The organism is Planctomycetia bacterium (assembly GCA_021413845.1).
GTDB lineage: Bacteria > Planctomycetota > Planctomycetia > Pirellulales > PNKZ01 > PNKZ01.
On the sequence record JAIOPP010000018.1, the window covers coordinates 24003 to 39601 of the forward strand.

The window sequence follows — 15599 nt, forward strand, 5'->3', positions numbered from 1 at the left end:
CTCCCAAGTCTAAAAGAAACAATCGTGATCTAAATGAATTCGGACAAGTGAACGGAAACAGGCAAATCGGTTTAGTGGTTGAAGATGAACTCGTTGGAATTGAGCAGAGCCCAGAACACGTCTTGCAGAACTCCGCCTGCGTTGGCTTCCCGAGCCGAAAGAGCGACGGCCGCTTCTTGGCTGGTCGGCTTGCGCGACAACGTAGCCATGTAGAGGAAGTCGACCTTCTCCTTCAACGACATGTTGCTGGCGGTAAGCTGCGTCATGAAGTTGCTGGCGAGGGCGGTCTTCGTGAGATCGCCGTTCATCATCATCAACACTTGCGGGATCGTACCGTTGAACGTCGTGGCTTCATCTCCTTCGTCGTTGCCGAAGGTGACGGTGAACTGACGGAGCCAAGCGTCTTTCTTGGCTTGTTGCTCTTCGGCCGAACCTTCGGAAGCGGCCTTAGTCGCGGCGAGCAACGACTCGTACAACTCTTCCGCTTGCATTTGGCGGAGGTAGAAGTGCGAGAACTTCGGCTTCTCACCCAACGAGGGATCGTCTTTCTTGTTCTTCGGCGTGCTCTTGCTCGACAGGCCGTAAGCTTCGCTCAACGTGATCCACTTGATGAGTTCTTTGATGTTGTGACCACGAGCCGTGAACTCCGAGCCCATCCGATCGAGCAGTTCCGGATGCGAGACGGGATTGTGCGGGCCCATGTCGTCGACCGGCTTCGTGAAGCCGTAGCCGAAGAAGTGGCCCCACATCCGATTGACCATCGCCTTACCGAAGTTTTCGTGCTTGACGACCAACTTGGAAAGTTCGGTCCGACGATCGACTTCGTTGACATAACCGGAGTTCTTGATCTTCGTGCCGTCGACGAACGTCGGGTAGGCGACGCGGAGCTCGCCGTTACGAAGCTCGAAATAAATTTCGGCTTCCTTCGGGTTGCTTCCTTCGCCGGCGTAGTCTTCGTTTTCGAGGGTCACGTAGTCGATGGCGCGGCCATCGCGAGCGGTCTTCGCTTTCGTTTGACGGAAGAAAGCGTTGAGACCCCAGAATTGGTCTTGCTTCCAATCGTTGAACGGATGGTTGTGGCATTGCGTGCATTGCACTTGGATGCCGAGGAAATACTTAGCGGTCTTGGCGGTCGCTTCGGCGGCGTTCTCTTGCAACTTGTTGACGAGGAAGTTCGTCGCCCCGTTGAAGTTCGGCGAGCCCGGCTTCGTGGTTCCTTGAGCGCCGACGATTTCTTCGACGATCTTGTCCCACGGCTTGTTACGCAAGAGCGAGCCGCGGAGATAGGCGAGCATGCCGTCGCGGTTGACCATTTCGCGGTTGTTGTTGCCGGCCGGCGGACGACCTACCAACAGAATCGAATAGATCGTCGACCAGTTGCGAGCGTATTCTTCGAGATAGCGCTCGGCGGCGGCAGCGTCTTTCGCGTTGTTGGAGTTGCTCGAGACGGTTTCGCCCATGAGCAACGAGACGAGACGCAAACGCTTTTCAGGTCCGCCCGAGCGAAGGAACGCATCGGTTTCTTCGACGGTCGGCAGTCGGCCGATGATGTCGAGATAAACACGACGGCACCATTCGGCGTCGGTAGCGGCAGCGGAAGGATTGATTCCTCCGTCTTTCCAACCGGCGCGAATTTGTTCGTTGATGAAAGTGACGATGTCTTGTTCCGTCACGGAGCTACCGGCGGCGCTACGCGGTATGACGCGAGTCGCAGCGGCAGGCGAAGCGGCGGCCGGAGCGAGTTCCGCAGCCGTCGTGTGTTTACCGGGTTGCACGAGCGCAATGCCCGTCGCACCCATACAGAGCAGTGCACAAGAAGAGAATTTGAACCACTTGGTCATGATCGACCGTGCCTTTCCAAGACGTGTCATTGCAATCTAAAAGCTAGATCTAAACTCTGAGCGATCCGCGCGTCGTAACTCTTCGAGCCCCTCGCAGGAACATCCCTCATTGGGAGAGGTGGCAAGAATAGCCAATCGTTTATGGTAGAAATTACCCGGCCTAAGTCAATCAAAACCTTTTCGCATTAAGGTTTTCGGCCGTTCCTACTTCTCGATCGAGACCATCCTGCAACCCGTCCGTTATCGTCCTGCGACTGAGTCTGACTGTAGCATTTCAATACATCTGTATCTTTTCGCTACAATCATTTTGCAACAGTCGGTCGGAAGTTCGCCTCGCACAAACTTCCGACTTCTCTCTCGAACCCGTCTCGGAAAACTCGGTCGCAGCGGTTGCGATTTTCCGTGCGACACTCGCAAGTGCCGCAAATCCTAGTGTTTCCGGAGCACGTTCGACAAGACCAGCCTCTGTTCCGGCCCTGCCATCACGTCTTTCGCCAGCGTTCCGATCGGTGAGATCGGAGTGCCGCCCCCTCTGTTCCTAAGGGGCGGCGCGGTCCCTATTACGCAAGACGCGTGCCGAAGACAAGTGACCGCTCCGAATTTGAAGATAGAACGATGTTGCCGATTCGGCGACGCAGCGGTCCGCCGCACGGATCATTGTGGATAAGCTGTGCGAAACCGCGGCTCGGCAAGCGCCGCCGCGCGTGGTCGCCGCTAGGCCGCTTGTTCGCGGAATTGAAGGTCGTGCAGTCGGCCGTAAAGATCGCAGCGGCCGAGCAATTCTTCATGCGTGCCGACGTCGAGAATCCGGCCGGCGTTCATCACCACGATCCGGTCGGCGAGCGCCAAAGTCGAGAGGCGGTGCGTGATGATGATCGTGGTTCTGTGCTTCACGAACTCTTCCAGCACCTTGTGAATCACCTGCTCGCTCTCTAGGTCGACTTGGCTCGTCGCTTCGTCGAGCACCAAGATCGCTGGATCGCGGAGGATCGCGCGAGCCAGCGAGATCCGTTGCCGCTGTCCGCCCGAGAGCTTGCCGCCGCGCGGACCGATAATCGAGTCGTAGCCGTGCTCGAGCTTGTCTTCGATAAACCGATGGGCATGGGCCTGCTTCGCCGCGGCGATCACTTGCTCGCGCGTGGCGTGCGGGCAACCGTAGCGAATGTTGTTCAGCACCGTGTCGTCGAAGAGTTGCGTCTCTTGCGAGACCAAGCCGATCTGAGTCCTCAGCTCGCGCAAGCGGACCTCGCGCACGTCGATGCCGTCGATCAAGACCCGCCCGCCGATCGGGTCGAAGAAGCGCGGCACCAAATTCGCCAGCGTACTTTTGCCGCAGCCGTTGGGCCCGACGATCGCGATCGTCTCGCCGAACTTGATGCGCAGCGAAACCCGTTCGAGCACGCGCTGCGTCGGCTGATAGTGGAAGTCGACGTTCTCGAAGACCAGGTCGCGGCTATGTCGGGCCAGCGGCGTCGGGTTCGAGACGTTCACGATCGTCGGCTTCGAGTCGATGAGTTGATAGATCCGATCGGCGGCGGCCGAGCCGCGCTGCAACCGGCTGAACACTTCCGAAAGTTTGCGCGCCGGATCGGTCGTGCCGGCCAGCATGCCGTAGAAGACGAGCATCATGGCGAGCGAAATCGGTTCGGCGGCGAGCCGGATGCCCAGCAGGTGCGTCTCTTGATTCAGCACCAAATAAGCCCCCGCCAGAAACGCGACGCAGATGGTTCCGAGCCCGAGGACTTCGATCATCGGTCGGGCCAGCGCGTCGTAGCGGCCGATGCGCATCGCTTTGCGGTAGTATTCCTTATTGCTCATATGGAACCGGCGGCGCTCGTGGCGCTCCATCGTGAACGCTTTCACGACTTTGATTCCTTGGAACGTCTCGTCGAGGATGTCGTACATGGTCGACATCTCTTCCATCATCCTGCGGTTGGCTTTCTTGAGCGCCTTGGCGAGCCACCGCACGACCAACACCGCCGGCGGGGCGAGCACGAGCGAGAAGAGCAGGAGCCGCCAACTGACGAGGCCCGCCCCGATGAGACAGGCGAGCATCTTCAGCGGCTCGCGCACGAGCTTGCCGTAGAATTCGACGTGGGCGCTGAGTAGGCTTTCCATGTCGTAAGTGAAGCGACTCATGAGCTCGCTGGTCCCTTCGCCGCTGAAGCGCGAAAGGTCGCCGCGCAGCGTACGTCGGAAGAACTCTTTGCGAAGATCGATGATCGCGAGGTTCGAGAGTCGGTAGACGAGGATCTGGTTGACGACGAGGAACGCGCTTTTTACGAGCGTGCCGAAGATGAACACCGCGACGACCAACACCAACGTCTGGAACGGCGCGAAGTTAAGATATGGGCGAACGACCCGTTCGTCGGCCCATTCGTAGAACCGCAATGAGGCAAGATCGGCATCGTGCTTCACCGTCAGCTCACGCCGACGGTCCTCGTCGGCCGGCGGAAGGGCGGCCAGTTCGGCTTCTTCGGCGGCGACGAGCTTGCGCGAGGCGGCGATATTCTTCGTCGTCCAGTCCGAGATCGATTCGCCCTTCATCGAGATCTCGAAGATCGGATAGACCGCGCCGATGTTTCCGCCCCAGAGCGCCGCGACGGCGAGCGCGCAAACGAACGAGCCGATGAGCGTATAGCGATACCGTAGGGCCAGCTTGAGAGACCTACCGAAATTGTTCATCGAGCGCTTTCCGAAGCGAGGCCGAAGGCGGCAAACGGCGAAATCCGATCCCCGGCGCAACCACGAACGGCGAAGACGTGCAACCGGGGGCGACGTTCTAGCAAAACGCCCCAGAGCAACCAAGAGCGCTGCTACTAAGCGAGAGTCAGGTAACAGTTGCTAGTTCGCTGTGGCGTCGGCGATGCCGGCAATGACTGCAATACGTCGCCGATGTGCAGAAACGGCCGGTTCACACCGGCCGCTCGCCGTTCATAAAGAGGAACTCGATCTAGAGGTTTCTATCGGCCGGCTTGCAAGCGTCGCGCACGTCGGTCTTCTCGGAATAAGGCGATCAAGACCGCGGTGAAGATACCGATCGCCGAGAGTCGCACCCAATGGAACATCGGCAGGGCTTCCCCGGGATCTATGATCGGCTCGCGGAAAGCCGTCAAAATGACGAAGCAGATGCCGATGTAAGGGAAGATCCAGAGGATCATCGTCCGGAGCGAGAAGCGAAATCGGCGGGGCTTCACGGTAGCGTCGTGCATAGATTTCTCGACGGTGCGCCGCTCTCAACGGCCGGTTCACACCGGCCGCTCGCCTCGGACAATCGCCACGATGCCGAGCAACCGCGCCTTATACTTCCAGCCGCTTCAAGCGTTGCACGACTTCGGCGTGCCCGAGCTCGCGGTCCATCGGCAGCAGTAGGCAGTAGGCGGCCTGGTCGTTGCAGCAGTCGATGATGATTTGCTTATCGTTCGGAATGCGATAGCCGAGCGGGCAGGGCTCGTGTCCGTGAACCAGACACTTCGCATTGACGGCCTTAGCGAAGGCCACGGCGTTGGCTGCGCGGAAGTCGCGGCCCCAGACGAGCCGAAAGATCGCGCCGCCGTCGCAGAAGTCGCGCTGCGTATAAGGTCGCGCGAAAACTCCGGCGTCGAAACAATCGGTGTCCGACTTCTCGGGACAACTATGCGACACGAAGACCGACTGCCCGACGCGCGCCGCCGCCGGACAACTCGCGATGAACTCGAGCGCGGCCGTGCGGACTTGCTCCGTATCCGCGCCGTAGGCTTCTTGCATACCGAGCCGAAACATGACGTTCAACAGTTTCCGCGACTTCATGATCGGAAACTCGGTCAGCTCCGCCAGCTCATGGTTCGAGAGCAAAAAGTGAAACCGGTCGGGATAACGAACCTTGAGCCGCGCGACGTCTTCCAACATCCGATGCGACATGCAGCCGCCGCCGGGATAGGTCGGGCCGCCGTGGCAGACCTCTTGCATGATCAGATGCCGGCGCGGCCGACGATCGAGATCCGCGAGCGCCAGGATCGCCTCGAAGTTGGCCCGATGCCCATGCAGATCGGCGCTGACGAGGACATCTTCCCCCGCGGAGGCGCCGAGTTGGAGGACATTGCCGAGTCGAACCGGAGTCGTGCGGTTGGCTTCCGTCGCTTGCACGAACGTGGCGACGACTTCGGCGGCGGTTGGCGGAGCGGCAATAGCCATATTCCGCCAAGATTAGCACCCCCGGTTTGCGACGTCCAGGGAGACCCGGCAGGGGCGTCGGGAATGCGTCGTCGGCTGCTGCGGCACCCCTATCACCTGGTGTCACCCAGTCACTTAGCGGGAGTTTCGCTCGCCACGGGCACCGTTAATACGCAGCGCAGACCGACGGCGTCGTCGCGTAGGTCCCGTTCGGCCGCGCGACGATAATCGTTGGCGAGCAGTTCCCCTTTGTCTTTCCAGCTCCCCCCGCGCAACGAACCTTGGACCGCGGCACCGGGGTTCGGGCCGCTCGCTTCGCACCACTCCCAGAGGTAGCCGTGCGTGTCGTAGAGCCCCCAAGCGTTGGGCTTCTTCTCGCCGACGGCCGGGTCGTTGCCGGCAGCGTTGCCCGTGTGCCAAGCGTAGGCGTCGAGCTGCGTCAGGTCGTCGCCGAACGAATAGCGCGTGGTCGTGCCGGCGCGGGCCGCGTATTCCCATTCGGCTTCCGTCGGCAGGCGCACCGCTTGCGTCGGTTCGATGAGCTTCGCGGCGCGCAGCTTTTCAGTCGCACGTTTACAGAAATCTTGCGCATCGTCGAACGACAACATCTCGACGCTGTTGCGCGGTCCCTTCCAACGGCTTGGGTTCGAGCCCATCACGGCGACCCAAAGGTTCTGCGGCACTTCGTACTTGGCGATCGCGTAGGGTCCGGTCGGCTTGAGCGTGCGCGTCCGCTTACCGTCGACGAGCTCCAACTGCGCGGGAAACTTATCGGTTCCCGGCGTGATCGTGACGAACTCTTCGCGAAACGTTTTCAACAACGCGGCCTCGTTCGCCGCACCGGCTTCGGGAGCCGCCGCCAACACGCACAACGCTAAGACGACGAACATGGGGCACGCTCGCTAGGGATCAGAGAGATCGGGCGAAGATCGGAACTGCTGCTGAGTAAACTGATTACTTGCGGGAATCGTAACGGATCGGCTGCGCGTCGGTAAGCCGGCGTTTTTTTCTTGCGCACGCGCACTTTGCCCCCGTGTTGTAATCATGAGGAGGGGCATGCGGTTTTCGACACTTGCTCCCGAAAACGGCACGGCGACCCTAGTACGGCCCGCTCAGACGCGAGTAAACTGATTCGGAGACGGAAGCCATGACCACCCCACCCACCGCTGGATCCTACCTTTAGCGGTTCGACGCTCGGAAAGCCCCTTTCACGCGCGCTCGGTTCCTTTGAATTTTCTTGGAAATCCGCTTAGCCCTGTTGCCGAAGTATTCGCGATTTCAAGAATATCGCCGGTCGGGAAAATCTAAGACACGCAGCTCGGCAATGCCGATCCCGCACGCGTCTTTGAGAAGAGCGCTTAGTTCGTCGCTCGTGCCGAGAGTCGGCAGAGCCGCGAACGATGCGGAAACTGAAATGGATTTCCGGCCAAGCCTTCCGAACGATGCACCACAGCGCCATGACCACCGAATCGGAAACAAACCTACCCCGTGCAACTCCGCTGGTCTGCGTCGTCGACGACGACGACTCGGTGCTCGATCTCACCTGCCGGATCCTCAAGACCAACGGCTATGCCGTGCGCGGCTATGCGGGAGCCGAAGACTTCTTTCAAGACTTCGATGAAGAAAATCTGGCGTGCGTCGTCACCGATCTGCGCATGCCCAACGTCGACGGGGGGGAACTTCTCAAGCGACTCACGGCGCAAGGGAGCATCGTCTCCGTCATCGTGCTGACAGGCCATGCCGACGTGCGCACCGCGGTGCGCCTGATGGAAGAAGGCGCCACGACGCTTCTGGAAAAGCCATACCATCCGAACGAACTACTCGCAGCGGTCGACCGTGCGGTGCGCGCGACACTCAACCGACGCGAGGCTCGACAACGGCTGGCCGAAGCCCGCCGCAATTTCGATGAGCTGACTGCCGACGAGCGCGAAGTGCTCGAATGCATGGTCGCCGGATTGGCGAACAAAAGCATCGCCGCACAACTTCACTTGAGCATGCGAACCATCGATCGCCGACGCCGGGCCGTCTTGACGAAGATGGAAGTGAATTCCGTTTCGGAACTCGCCACGCTCATCGCGAAACTCCGCTAGCCGCTCGCACGCGCGGTACTCGCACTTTCGTCGGAAGATGCTCTAGAGCACGCGCTCGAGCACCGATTTCTTCTCGGCACCCGTCCTGTTTCGCGCCGCCAATCACTACCGCCGAGCCGGCAAATAGCGCGCTCGTGAATGGCGTAGACTCGCCAGCCTCAACACCTCCGTCTCGATCGATAATCAGCCCTGGGGCAGCATAGAGGAGCAATTAATTTGGCATGACTATTTACTTCGATTGAGTTTGCGGAAGGAATCGATTGCATGAGCGTTCACTGGATTTGCCACTTGGTAAATCTCGCGACGGAGACGTATGCGCCTCTCTCGGCCATCGTGTCGTCGCTGGGTATCGGGCGTCGAACTTATTCCGGCGTCGAGCAACTCTTAGCGTCCGACGATCTCTCGCAGCCCGGCTGCGTCGTCGCTCCGTTGCCGCCGCGCGGCGACATCGCTCGCACGTTGATCCCCGAACTCGTCGCCCGTCAGTCTCCGTTGGCCTCGGTGTTCCTCGTCGAACGGCCCGACACGCGCACCATCGTCGAGGCCTTACAAGGAGGTGCCGACGACATCCTCGATTGGCCCGCCGAGAGCGAGCACCTTCCGCAAGCACTCACCGCGGCCCATGCCGCTTCGCTGCGCTTGCAAGAGCGCATGGTGCAATGCACGGCCGCGAAGAACCGGCTTGCGCAGATCGGCGGAGGGGAGCTGGAAGTCTTACGGCTCATGCTCTCGGGCAAAGCCAATAAGAACATCGCCGGCCAGCTCGGCATCGCCATGCGCACGGTCGAAGCGCGCCGCAAACGAATCTTCTCGAAGTTCGCCACGCGGAGCATCGCCGAGATCGCCGCCACGCTGCGCGACGCCGAGGCACTGCAACTCGAGCACGATCCGGCGAAGAGCATCCGCTACCTCAAGAGCGGCCTTTATCTACCGCAAGCCGACGCGCCGCACACGGAAGACGCGGGCGAGTAACATCAAAGGGGACAGTCCCCATTATTTAATCCTTATTTAATGGGGACTGTCCCCTTTTTTCTCGTTCTTCGCAAAGGCGCGGAACAGCAGCACGTCGTAGGCGATCTTCAAGCCGCCGGCTAAGAAAAAGGGGGTGCTCATCCACGTCGCGCTCCCGACCAACACCGTTGCGAGCAGCGGCGAAATCGAACCCCCGATCGAGCGCGCCACCGCCGTTACTCCAGCCGCCGCCGAGCGTTCGTCCGGCCGCACGACCGCCATCGTGTAGGCTTGCCGCGTCGGGACATCCATCTGCGAGATGCTGAACCGCGCCAGCAACAGCGCGACGGCCCACTCCACGTTCGGCATCAGCGGCACGAGCACGAGCAGCACGTTCGACGGTAGGTGCGTGAACACCATCGTGTTCACCAGCCCGATGCGCCGCGCCAACCACCCGGCGCTCAAGGCCGAAACTCCGGCGAAGAGGTTGGCGAAAAAGAAGATCGTCCCGAGCGTCGCCGGATCCAATCGATAGCGAACATGAAACCAATACGCGATGATGCTCTGAATCACGAAGCCGCCGCCGAAGGCATCGAGCGCAAACAACAACGACAACCGCCACACGATCCCCCGCGAAGCATGGAGCCCTAACACCGTCTTCTTGAGCGGGCTCGCGACATCCGGCTGCGCCACATCTTCCGGCGCGGATGCAGCCGACACAACTTCGATCGCCGGCGAGAGCCGCGCGAAGCCGACGACCATCGCCGCACCGATCGCGGTATACAGCAGGAGGATCGGCCGGTAAGCAGCCGCTCCGCCGAAGCCGAGCTCTTCCGACCATTCGACGATGAGCCCGCCGGCCAATGCGCCGAGCGCCGTGGAGAACGAGCCGACGAGGTTGTACCACGCAAACAGATCGGTCCGCCGCTCATCGCCGACGAGGTGCGACAGCGCCGCCTGTTCGACGGACAGAAACGGTCCGATCTCGTTCCCGCTCGGGCTGATCACGCCGATCGTCGCGGCGAAGAGCAGCAAGAAGAAGTTGCCGGTCGCGGCGAACGTCACGCCGGCGACCATCATCAGCGCCGCCCCGATGAGCAAGGTCCGCCGCCGTCCGAACCGATCGGCCGTCGTCGTCAGCCCGAGCGAGATCAACGTGTCGCCGACCAAAGTCAGACTCAGCAACAGCCCGATCTCCCATTCCGCAAGGCCGAGCTCCGCGAGGTAGATCACGAGCCCGACGGAGACGAGTCCGTAAGAAAACATCCGCGCCGAGCGCGTAGCGAACAAGATCTTCCCGTCACGTGTTAAATGGCCCAAATGGCTCATGAACGGCATTCTTTCGAGGGGTATCGGATCCGTATCGTATCGCAAAGAACGCCGCACGAACTACGACTTCTATCCACCGGCAACAATCTCACCGCTCGACTAATGATACGTCTTATCGACTGCAAGAATTCTCGGCTGTTTCGCTTTGCTCGAATTGGCCTGCTCTTTCTCCCTCGCTAGAATTCACGGCTTCATTCTTCCTACGCTCGACGAGAATTCCGCGCATGCCTGCTTCGAGTCTTCCTACCAGGGGTCTTTTCGGAGCGAGTGTGCGGCGCTTCTTCGTTCGCAATCGAGTTACGATCTCGCTCCTCTTGTTTATTGCGCTGATCGTCGAAGATCTGATCTTCGGCACGAAGCCGAACTACGGTTGGCTGCGCAATCCGAGCCTGCCAGGGGTTCTCGGCTTCGCAATGGTCTTGCTCGGTCTCGGCGTGCGAAGTTGGGCCGCGGGCATTTTGCGCAAAGGGATCGATCTCACGACCGTCGGGCCGTACTCTCTCTGCCGCAACCCGCTCTATCTCGGCTCGTTCGCCGTGATGATCGGCTTCTGCCTGATGATCGGCTACACGCACGACTTCGTCGTCGTCTGCGGGCCGATCTTGGCGATCTACGTCTTCACCGTGTTGAACGAAGAACGCCGACTCGACGAGAAGTATCCTCAGCGCTGGCCCACGTATGCGGCCCGCACGCCCCGGCAATGGACGAAGAGTCGCGAATATCAAGGCCTCCTCTGGACCGTGGTCGGCCTGATCGGCTTCGAAGTCTGGCGACTCTACGGCTAAGTACATAGCCGAGTTCGCCCTACGTTCTCACTTGCGGCGAGCGGCTACCTCTTGAACGCGCCGGCATCGTAGCACCGCCACTACTTCGTTCGCTCGGGCATGCGCTCTTCCAGCGGCTTGAGCTTCCCCTCAGTCACGCGCAAGAGAATCTGCATCGGGCCGCCGTCTTTATTGGCCTCGCCTCATGCCCGAACGAATCAGACCCCCCCCTCCTGTGAAGGGTGCTTTCAGTCTAACGTGCCGCCTCGGTCGGGTCACATATGCTGTGCAGGGAGCAAAAAGAAAGCTGCCGGCAGATGCCGTTTCGCGACCGTGCCGATTGATCTATGCCGCTCAACCTGTTTTCCCTACTATCCGCCCGTTTCGATCCCGGCCCCTCTGGGCCGAGGCTACGGTATTTTCGGGAGCGGTGATGCGGCTGGCGGCGTTCGTGAAAAGCCCTGAGCATGTTTGCTGTCGCTATCGGCTGACGGCCTATCGGCGTTTGCTGCAAAACGTCCGACACTCGCTCGACTTCAGCCTCTGGAGCGGCACCTGGCAATCGACGGTCGGCGCGCGACATAGCTTGCGCGACGCCGACGCCGTCGTCGTGCAACGCTCGCTGCTGCCCACGGCCGATTGGTTGCTCGTGCGGCAATTTGCTCGGCAGCTCATCTTCGATTTCGACGATGCGATCTTCTACCGCGATTCGTACGCGCGCCAAGGGATCGAGTGTTCCTACAAGCAACGACGCTTTCGTCGCGTGGTCCGTTCGGTCGATGCCGTGGTCGCGGGCAATTCGTTTCTCGCGGAAGAAGCGGCGCGCTGGACCGACCCGAATAAAGTTCACATCATCCCGACGTGCGTCGACCTCGACCGCTACCCGCTCGCTCCGCATATTGCGAGCGACAAGCTACGGCTGGTTTGGATCGGTTCCTCGAGTACGCTGCAAGGCTTAGAGACGGTGCGCGGCTATTTCCGGCGCATCGGCAAGTGCCTCCCGCACGCGCGCTTAAAATTGATTTGCGATCGCGACCTCGCCGAGGCCGGCATGCCGACGGAGTTTTGCGCTTGGTCGGAAGCGACCGAAGCGGCCGAGCTCTCCGCGGCCGAGATCGGCATCAGCTGGATTCCCGACGATCCGTGGAGTCGCGGCAAGTGCGGCTTGAAAATTCTCCAATACATGGCGGCGGGCCTGCCGGTCGTCGCGAATCCCGTCGGCGTGCATCCGCAGTTGATCGAGCACGGCGTGTCGGGCTTCTTAGCCACCACGGCCGATGAATGGGTCGACGCCGTGCGCACGTTGGCGCGCGATCCGGAATTGCGACAACGGATGGGCACCGCCGGGCGGCGCAAAGTCGAAGCGAAATTCTCCGTCCATCGCGGCGCGATGCTCTGGACGAACCTCCTCGACTCGCTCGCGGAATCGGCACGGGACCAAGCGACCCTGCCGAGCCTGTTCGGCTTCGGCAACGGCCACCCGACCCCCTTCGGCGGCCTCCTCACAGGCAGCCCGCAACCTAGCTTCTGCTATTAACGGCCGCGCGAAGTCGTTAATCCGCCCTCCGCGCGCAGCCTCTAGTTTCTGCCGGCCGGCCTAGCGCGAACTTGTCCCGTTCGAGCATCGATTCTCGATCGACCGATTTGTGGGTCGCCGTGTTCTCGAATACAACTTCGAGAATGATCCCGTTCTTTACCGCGATACAGCGGGCGAATATCTATTAGGCGGCTAAGGCGAAGGAAAAGAGAATGCGCATCGCCGTGCTCTTGCTCGTGATCGCAGTCATCGGGTGCGGCGGACCCACTGGACCGGCCAACACGAATACGTCTAGTGCTTCCATTCCTGAACTCAGGGCGGTAGCAGGATCGTTCGCTCGCGACGTTTATCGCGATACTGAAGAGCTTCGAGAAGAAAATAGAAACGCATGTCATCCGACGCCGAGTTAGCGTCTAATGGTTAGACACGTCGGTTCCCGCCGCAATCGCTCCGCCCATCGCCCGCCAAGGAGTTTTGCTATGTTCCCGCTCATCTTTACGCTCGCGGTGTTTGCCCAGAACGCTTCGACTTCGACCGAGGTGCCCGTCGACGCTTCGCAGATCCGGGAGTCGGTCGAAAAGAGCTTGGCTTTTCTGGAAAAGGGTGGGCTGGAATGGGAGATGACGAAGTGCGTCAGTTGTCACCATGGCCCGTGGATGATGTGGAGCGGATACGAGGCCAAAAGACGGGGCTTCACCGTCAACGACGAGTCGCTGGAAAAAGTTCGTGTCAAGTCGATGACGGCTTACGGCTCGCATCCCAAAATGCAGCCGACCAACCGCGATGTGCTCAACGATTGGAGCATCAATGTCATCTATCTCATCTTCGGCATGGGCGCCGCGGGCGAGCCGAATGCCGAAACGGCGAAGTTCTTCGACCAGGCTGCGGCTCACCTGATAGAGCATCAAAAGGAGGATGGATCATGGAAGGTGTTTATCGAGAAAGCACCTGATGGTCTGATGGCGCCGCTGCTCGATACCGATGATGTGACCACGATGTGGGCCCTGTTGGCCCTGCACTATCGCGAGCCGTCCGGCATTTCTCGGAAAGTGCTTGCCGAGAGCAAGGCGCGAGGCCTCAAGTTTTTGAACGACAAACCACCCGGCGACACGTTGCAATCCGTGGTGATGCGCATCATGCTCGCTCAGCGCTTGGGAAATAAAGACGGCGTGCAAGCGCACGTCAAACATCTGCTTTCCCTGCAGCAAGACGATGGCGGCTGGAGCCAGACTAAAAAGCTCAAGAGCGATGCGCTAGCCACCGGCCAAGCTTTGATGGCGCTGAGCACGGCGGGAGTAACGACTAAAGACCCCGCCTCGGCCCAAGCCAGAGCCTACTTGCTGAAGAATCAAAAAGAGGATGGATCTTGGTTTGTCGTGTCGCGGGCCTATCAGGCACCTGAGTTCAGCAGCTACCTGGGCACCGCCTGGGCCACGCTCGCCCTGCTACGAACACTGCCGGAGCTTAAGGACGTTCAAACGTCCGAGCGGCCGCTTCTTCTTGTCCGTTGAAATCGCGTCGGGTTCTTCGCACAGGTCGAGAGCTTTCATCACTTCTATAGTGACGATGTAAGAATGTCCCTTATTTGAGCTCACTTGCGAGATTTAGGAAGGCTTGTTAATTACCTATGAGTCGATTCAAGGTGTCGCTGCGACCTATTCTGCATGTTGTTGCAGCGATAACGCTCTTGTTTGGTTCCTGTAAATGGAGCGACCCCAGTCGGCTGTCTGAAAGTGGATTCGTTGTGTTACGACAAAACAACAAGGCGGATAGCAAGGCGATTGAAAATCAATTAGATGCAATTGAATCATGCGTGGATTTCAAAGTTCCTAGAAATCCGGAATGGCTGGCCCATGGCGATGGAGGCAATGGCAATCGTGATCCAAAATATGAATTTTATTTCTGGATTGCTCGATATGACGAACAATTGAATGTCCCTATCCTTTCAAACAACGAAAAGCGAAGAATTCACCCCGCATCGACCGCTCCCGATGAAACGCTTAGGCGTTATCTCGCAGCAATGACGGGGCAGGAGATTGAGCAGGTAGGCACGTTATGGGAAGGTGAAATCGAAAACGACCGTCATCTTTATAAATGCACCATGGCGACGGGCGACGACGTAACCTATTTTTGCCTGGAACGCGCGGTACTCTTGCGCTAAGAAATAAGGGGACATTCTTGCTCTGTAGAAAAGGTGCTTAACGTCTGAGGATCATGACGTTGAGGGCGAGCGCTCGGAGCCGGAGTTCTCGGTCTTGCGAGTCTCGGGTTCGGGCTCGCAGCGCGCTTCCCATCAGGCGCTAGCCGGAGTTCTCGGTCTTGCGAGTCTCGGGTTCGGGCTCGCAGCGCGCTTCCCATCAGGCGCTTGAGCATACTGTTGACGGTCTCGATCTGCCACCGTTGTCCGTAGCGGGTGAGATGCAGTCGGCTCGCCATGCGGCCGCGCCAGTAGCCGCGCGGGCGCTTGGCGGTCGGGCGACCGATCTTCGCCGGAATGAACGTCGCCACGCCGCGCTCTTCGCGGGCGTAGACATGCACGTGCTCGGCATCGTAACCGGCGTCGGCGAGCAAGGTCTTGATCGGCTTGCGCGCCAGGGCGTCGTCGAGCGCTGCGCGGAAGTGCGGCACGTCGGGCGCAGGGCCGCGGCCGGGCACGATCGAGAGAATCAAATGACTCCGGCAATCGCAGACGAGGCCCGCCTTCGGGAAGTGTCGATAGGTCGTGTCGTGCCACGTTTTTCCGTTGTTCGCGCGACGTCGCACGAAGTACGCGCTGACGTGCCGCGATTCCCAGCCGGTCCCGTCGAGCGCCGCCAGGTCGCAGCGCGACTTCAAGCGGCCTTGCACGCGGGCGAGCTGGAGCGTGGCGTCGAGCAAGCGACCGGCGCGGCTCGAGCCCAACAGCCGCTCGGCCGCTTTTTGCAACGTCGTGTAG

General features: G+C 60.1%; 13 protein-coding genes. 6 read left to right on the forward strand and 7 right to left on the reverse strand.

From position 1 onward, the window contains the following. Window positions 1-71: 71 nt before the first annotated feature. From K8U03_03405 to K8U03_03425, 5 genes are all read right to left on the reverse strand, one after another. On the reverse strand, window positions 72-1799 hold the full coding sequence (locus K8U03_03405) for a DUF1549 and DUF1553 domain-containing protein (protein ID MCE9603929.1): 1728 nt from the start codon (window positions 1797-1799) through the stop codon (window positions 72-74). A 756-nt stretch (window positions 1800-2555) separates the two neighbouring features. Next, window positions 2556-4526, reverse strand: a complete 1971-nt coding sequence (locus tag K8U03_03410; protein ID MCE9603930.1) for an ABC transporter ATP-binding protein/permease — start codon at window positions 4524-4526, stop codon at window positions 2556-2558. A 278-nt stretch (window positions 4527-4804) separates the two neighbouring features. Then, window positions 4805-5053, reverse strand: coding sequence for a hypothetical protein (locus K8U03_03415; protein ID MCE9603931.1), 249 nt, complete (start codon window positions 5051-5053; stop codon window positions 4805-4807). Between the two features lie 88 nt (window positions 5054-5141). After that, entirely contained in the window at window positions 5142-6014 is an 873-nt protein-coding gene (locus tag K8U03_03420; GenBank protein MCE9603932.1) for a hypothetical protein, read from the reverse strand. A gap of 110 nt (window positions 6015-6124) precedes the next feature. After that, the gene (locus K8U03_03425; GenBank protein ID MCE9603933.1) at window positions 6125-6883 is read right to left on the reverse strand and encodes a formylglycine-generating enzyme family protein; all 759 of its coding nucleotides are present in this window, start codon (window positions 6881-6883) and stop codon (window positions 6125-6127) included. A gap of 567 nt (window positions 6884-7450) precedes the next feature. On the opposite strand from K8U03_03425, the gene K8U03_03430 reads away from it, so the two are divergent. Together K8U03_03430 and K8U03_03435 are read left to right on the forward strand one after the other, a co-directional pair. Further along, window positions 7451-8083, forward strand: a complete 633-nt coding sequence (locus K8U03_03430; GenBank protein ID MCE9603934.1) for a response regulator — start codon at window positions 7451-7453, stop codon at window positions 8081-8083. A gap of 264 nt (window positions 8084-8347) precedes the next feature. Continuing rightward, window positions 8348-9055, forward strand: a complete 708-nt coding sequence (locus K8U03_03435) for a LuxR C-terminal-related transcriptional regulator (GenBank protein MCE9603935.1) — start codon at window positions 8348-8350, stop codon at window positions 9053-9055. Between the two features lie 36 nt (window positions 9056-9091). Here the strand turns inward: K8U03_03435 and K8U03_03440 are convergent, their stop codons facing one another. Further along, the gene (locus K8U03_03440; protein ID MCE9603936.1) at window positions 9092-10363 is read right to left on the reverse strand and encodes an MFS transporter; all 1272 of its coding nucleotides are present in this window, start codon (window positions 10361-10363) and stop codon (window positions 9092-9094) included. 269 nt (window positions 10364-10632) lie between these two features. Here K8U03_03440 and K8U03_03445 point away from each other — a divergent pair, with 269 nt between their 5' ends. The 4 genes from K8U03_03445 to K8U03_03460 all read left to right on the forward strand — a co-directional run bounded on the left by K8U03_03445 (window position 10633) and on the right by K8U03_03460 (window position 14825). Continuing rightward, window positions 10633-11148, forward strand: a complete 516-nt coding sequence (locus tag K8U03_03445) for a hypothetical protein (GenBank protein MCE9603937.1) — start codon at window positions 10633-10635, stop codon at window positions 11146-11148. A gap of 430 nt (window positions 11149-11578) precedes the next feature. Then, window positions 11579-12664, forward strand: coding sequence for a glycosyltransferase family 4 protein (locus tag K8U03_03450; GenBank protein ID MCE9603938.1), 1086 nt, complete (start codon window positions 11579-11581; stop codon window positions 12662-12664). Window positions 12665-13143: 479 nt separating this feature from the next. Further along, window positions 13144-14175 carry a hypothetical protein gene (locus K8U03_03455; protein ID MCE9603939.1) on the forward strand — a complete coding sequence of 344 codons (1032 nt, stop codon included), beginning with the start codon at window positions 13144-13146 and terminating at the stop codon, window positions 14173-14175. 116 nt (window positions 14176-14291) lie between these two features. Continuing rightward, window positions 14292-14825, forward strand: coding sequence for a hypothetical protein (locus tag K8U03_03460; protein MCE9603940.1), 534 nt, complete (start codon window positions 14292-14294; stop codon window positions 14823-14825). Here K8U03_03460 and K8U03_03465 read toward each other — a convergent pair. After that, window positions 14822-15599 (reverse strand): transposase (locus tag K8U03_03465; GenBank protein MCE9603941.1); only part of this gene is annotated, 778 nt, incomplete at its 5' end. The genes K8U03_03460 and K8U03_03465 overlap by 4 nt on opposite strands.

What these genes read in the sequence shown, in the direction of transcription:
- K8U03_03460 (MCE9603940.1), top strand. Translation starts at nt 14,292, where the DNA reads ATGAGTCGATTCAAGGTGTCGCTGCGACCTATTCTGCATGTTGTTGCA.
- K8U03_03455 (MCE9603939.1), top strand. Translation starts at nt 13,144, where the DNA reads ATGTTCCCGCTCATCTTTACGCTCGCGGTGTTTGCCCAGAACGCTTCG.
- K8U03_03420 (MCE9603932.1), bottom strand. Translation starts at nt 6,014, where the DNA reads ATGGCTATTGCCGCTCCGCCAACCGCCGCCGAAGTCGTCGCCACGTTC.
- K8U03_03430 (MCE9603934.1), top strand. Translation starts at nt 7,451, where the DNA reads ATGACCACCGAATCGGAAACAAACCTACCCCGTGCAACTCCGCTGGTC.
- K8U03_03405 (MCE9603929.1), bottom strand. Translation starts at nt 1,799, where the DNA reads ATGGGTGCGACGGGCATTGCGCTCGTGCAACCCGGTAAACACACGACG.
- K8U03_03425 (MCE9603933.1), bottom strand. Translation starts at nt 6,883, where the DNA reads ATGTTCGTCGTCTTAGCGTTGTGCGTGTTGGCGGCGGCTCCCGAAGCC.
- K8U03_03435 (MCE9603935.1), top strand. Translation starts at nt 8,348, where the DNA reads ATGAGCGTTCACTGGATTTGCCACTTGGTAAATCTCGCGACGGAGACG.
- K8U03_03440 (MCE9603936.1), bottom strand. Translation starts at nt 10,363, where the DNA reads ATGAGCCATTTGGGCCATTTAACACGTGACGGGAAGATCTTGTTCGCT.
- K8U03_03410 (MCE9603930.1), bottom strand. Translation starts at nt 4,526, where the DNA reads ATGAACAATTTCGGTAGGTCTCTCAAGCTGGCCCTACGGTATCGCTAT.
- K8U03_03415 (MCE9603931.1), bottom strand. Translation starts at nt 5,053, where the DNA reads ATGCACGACGCTACCGTGAAGCCCCGCCGATTTCGCTTCTCGCTCCGG.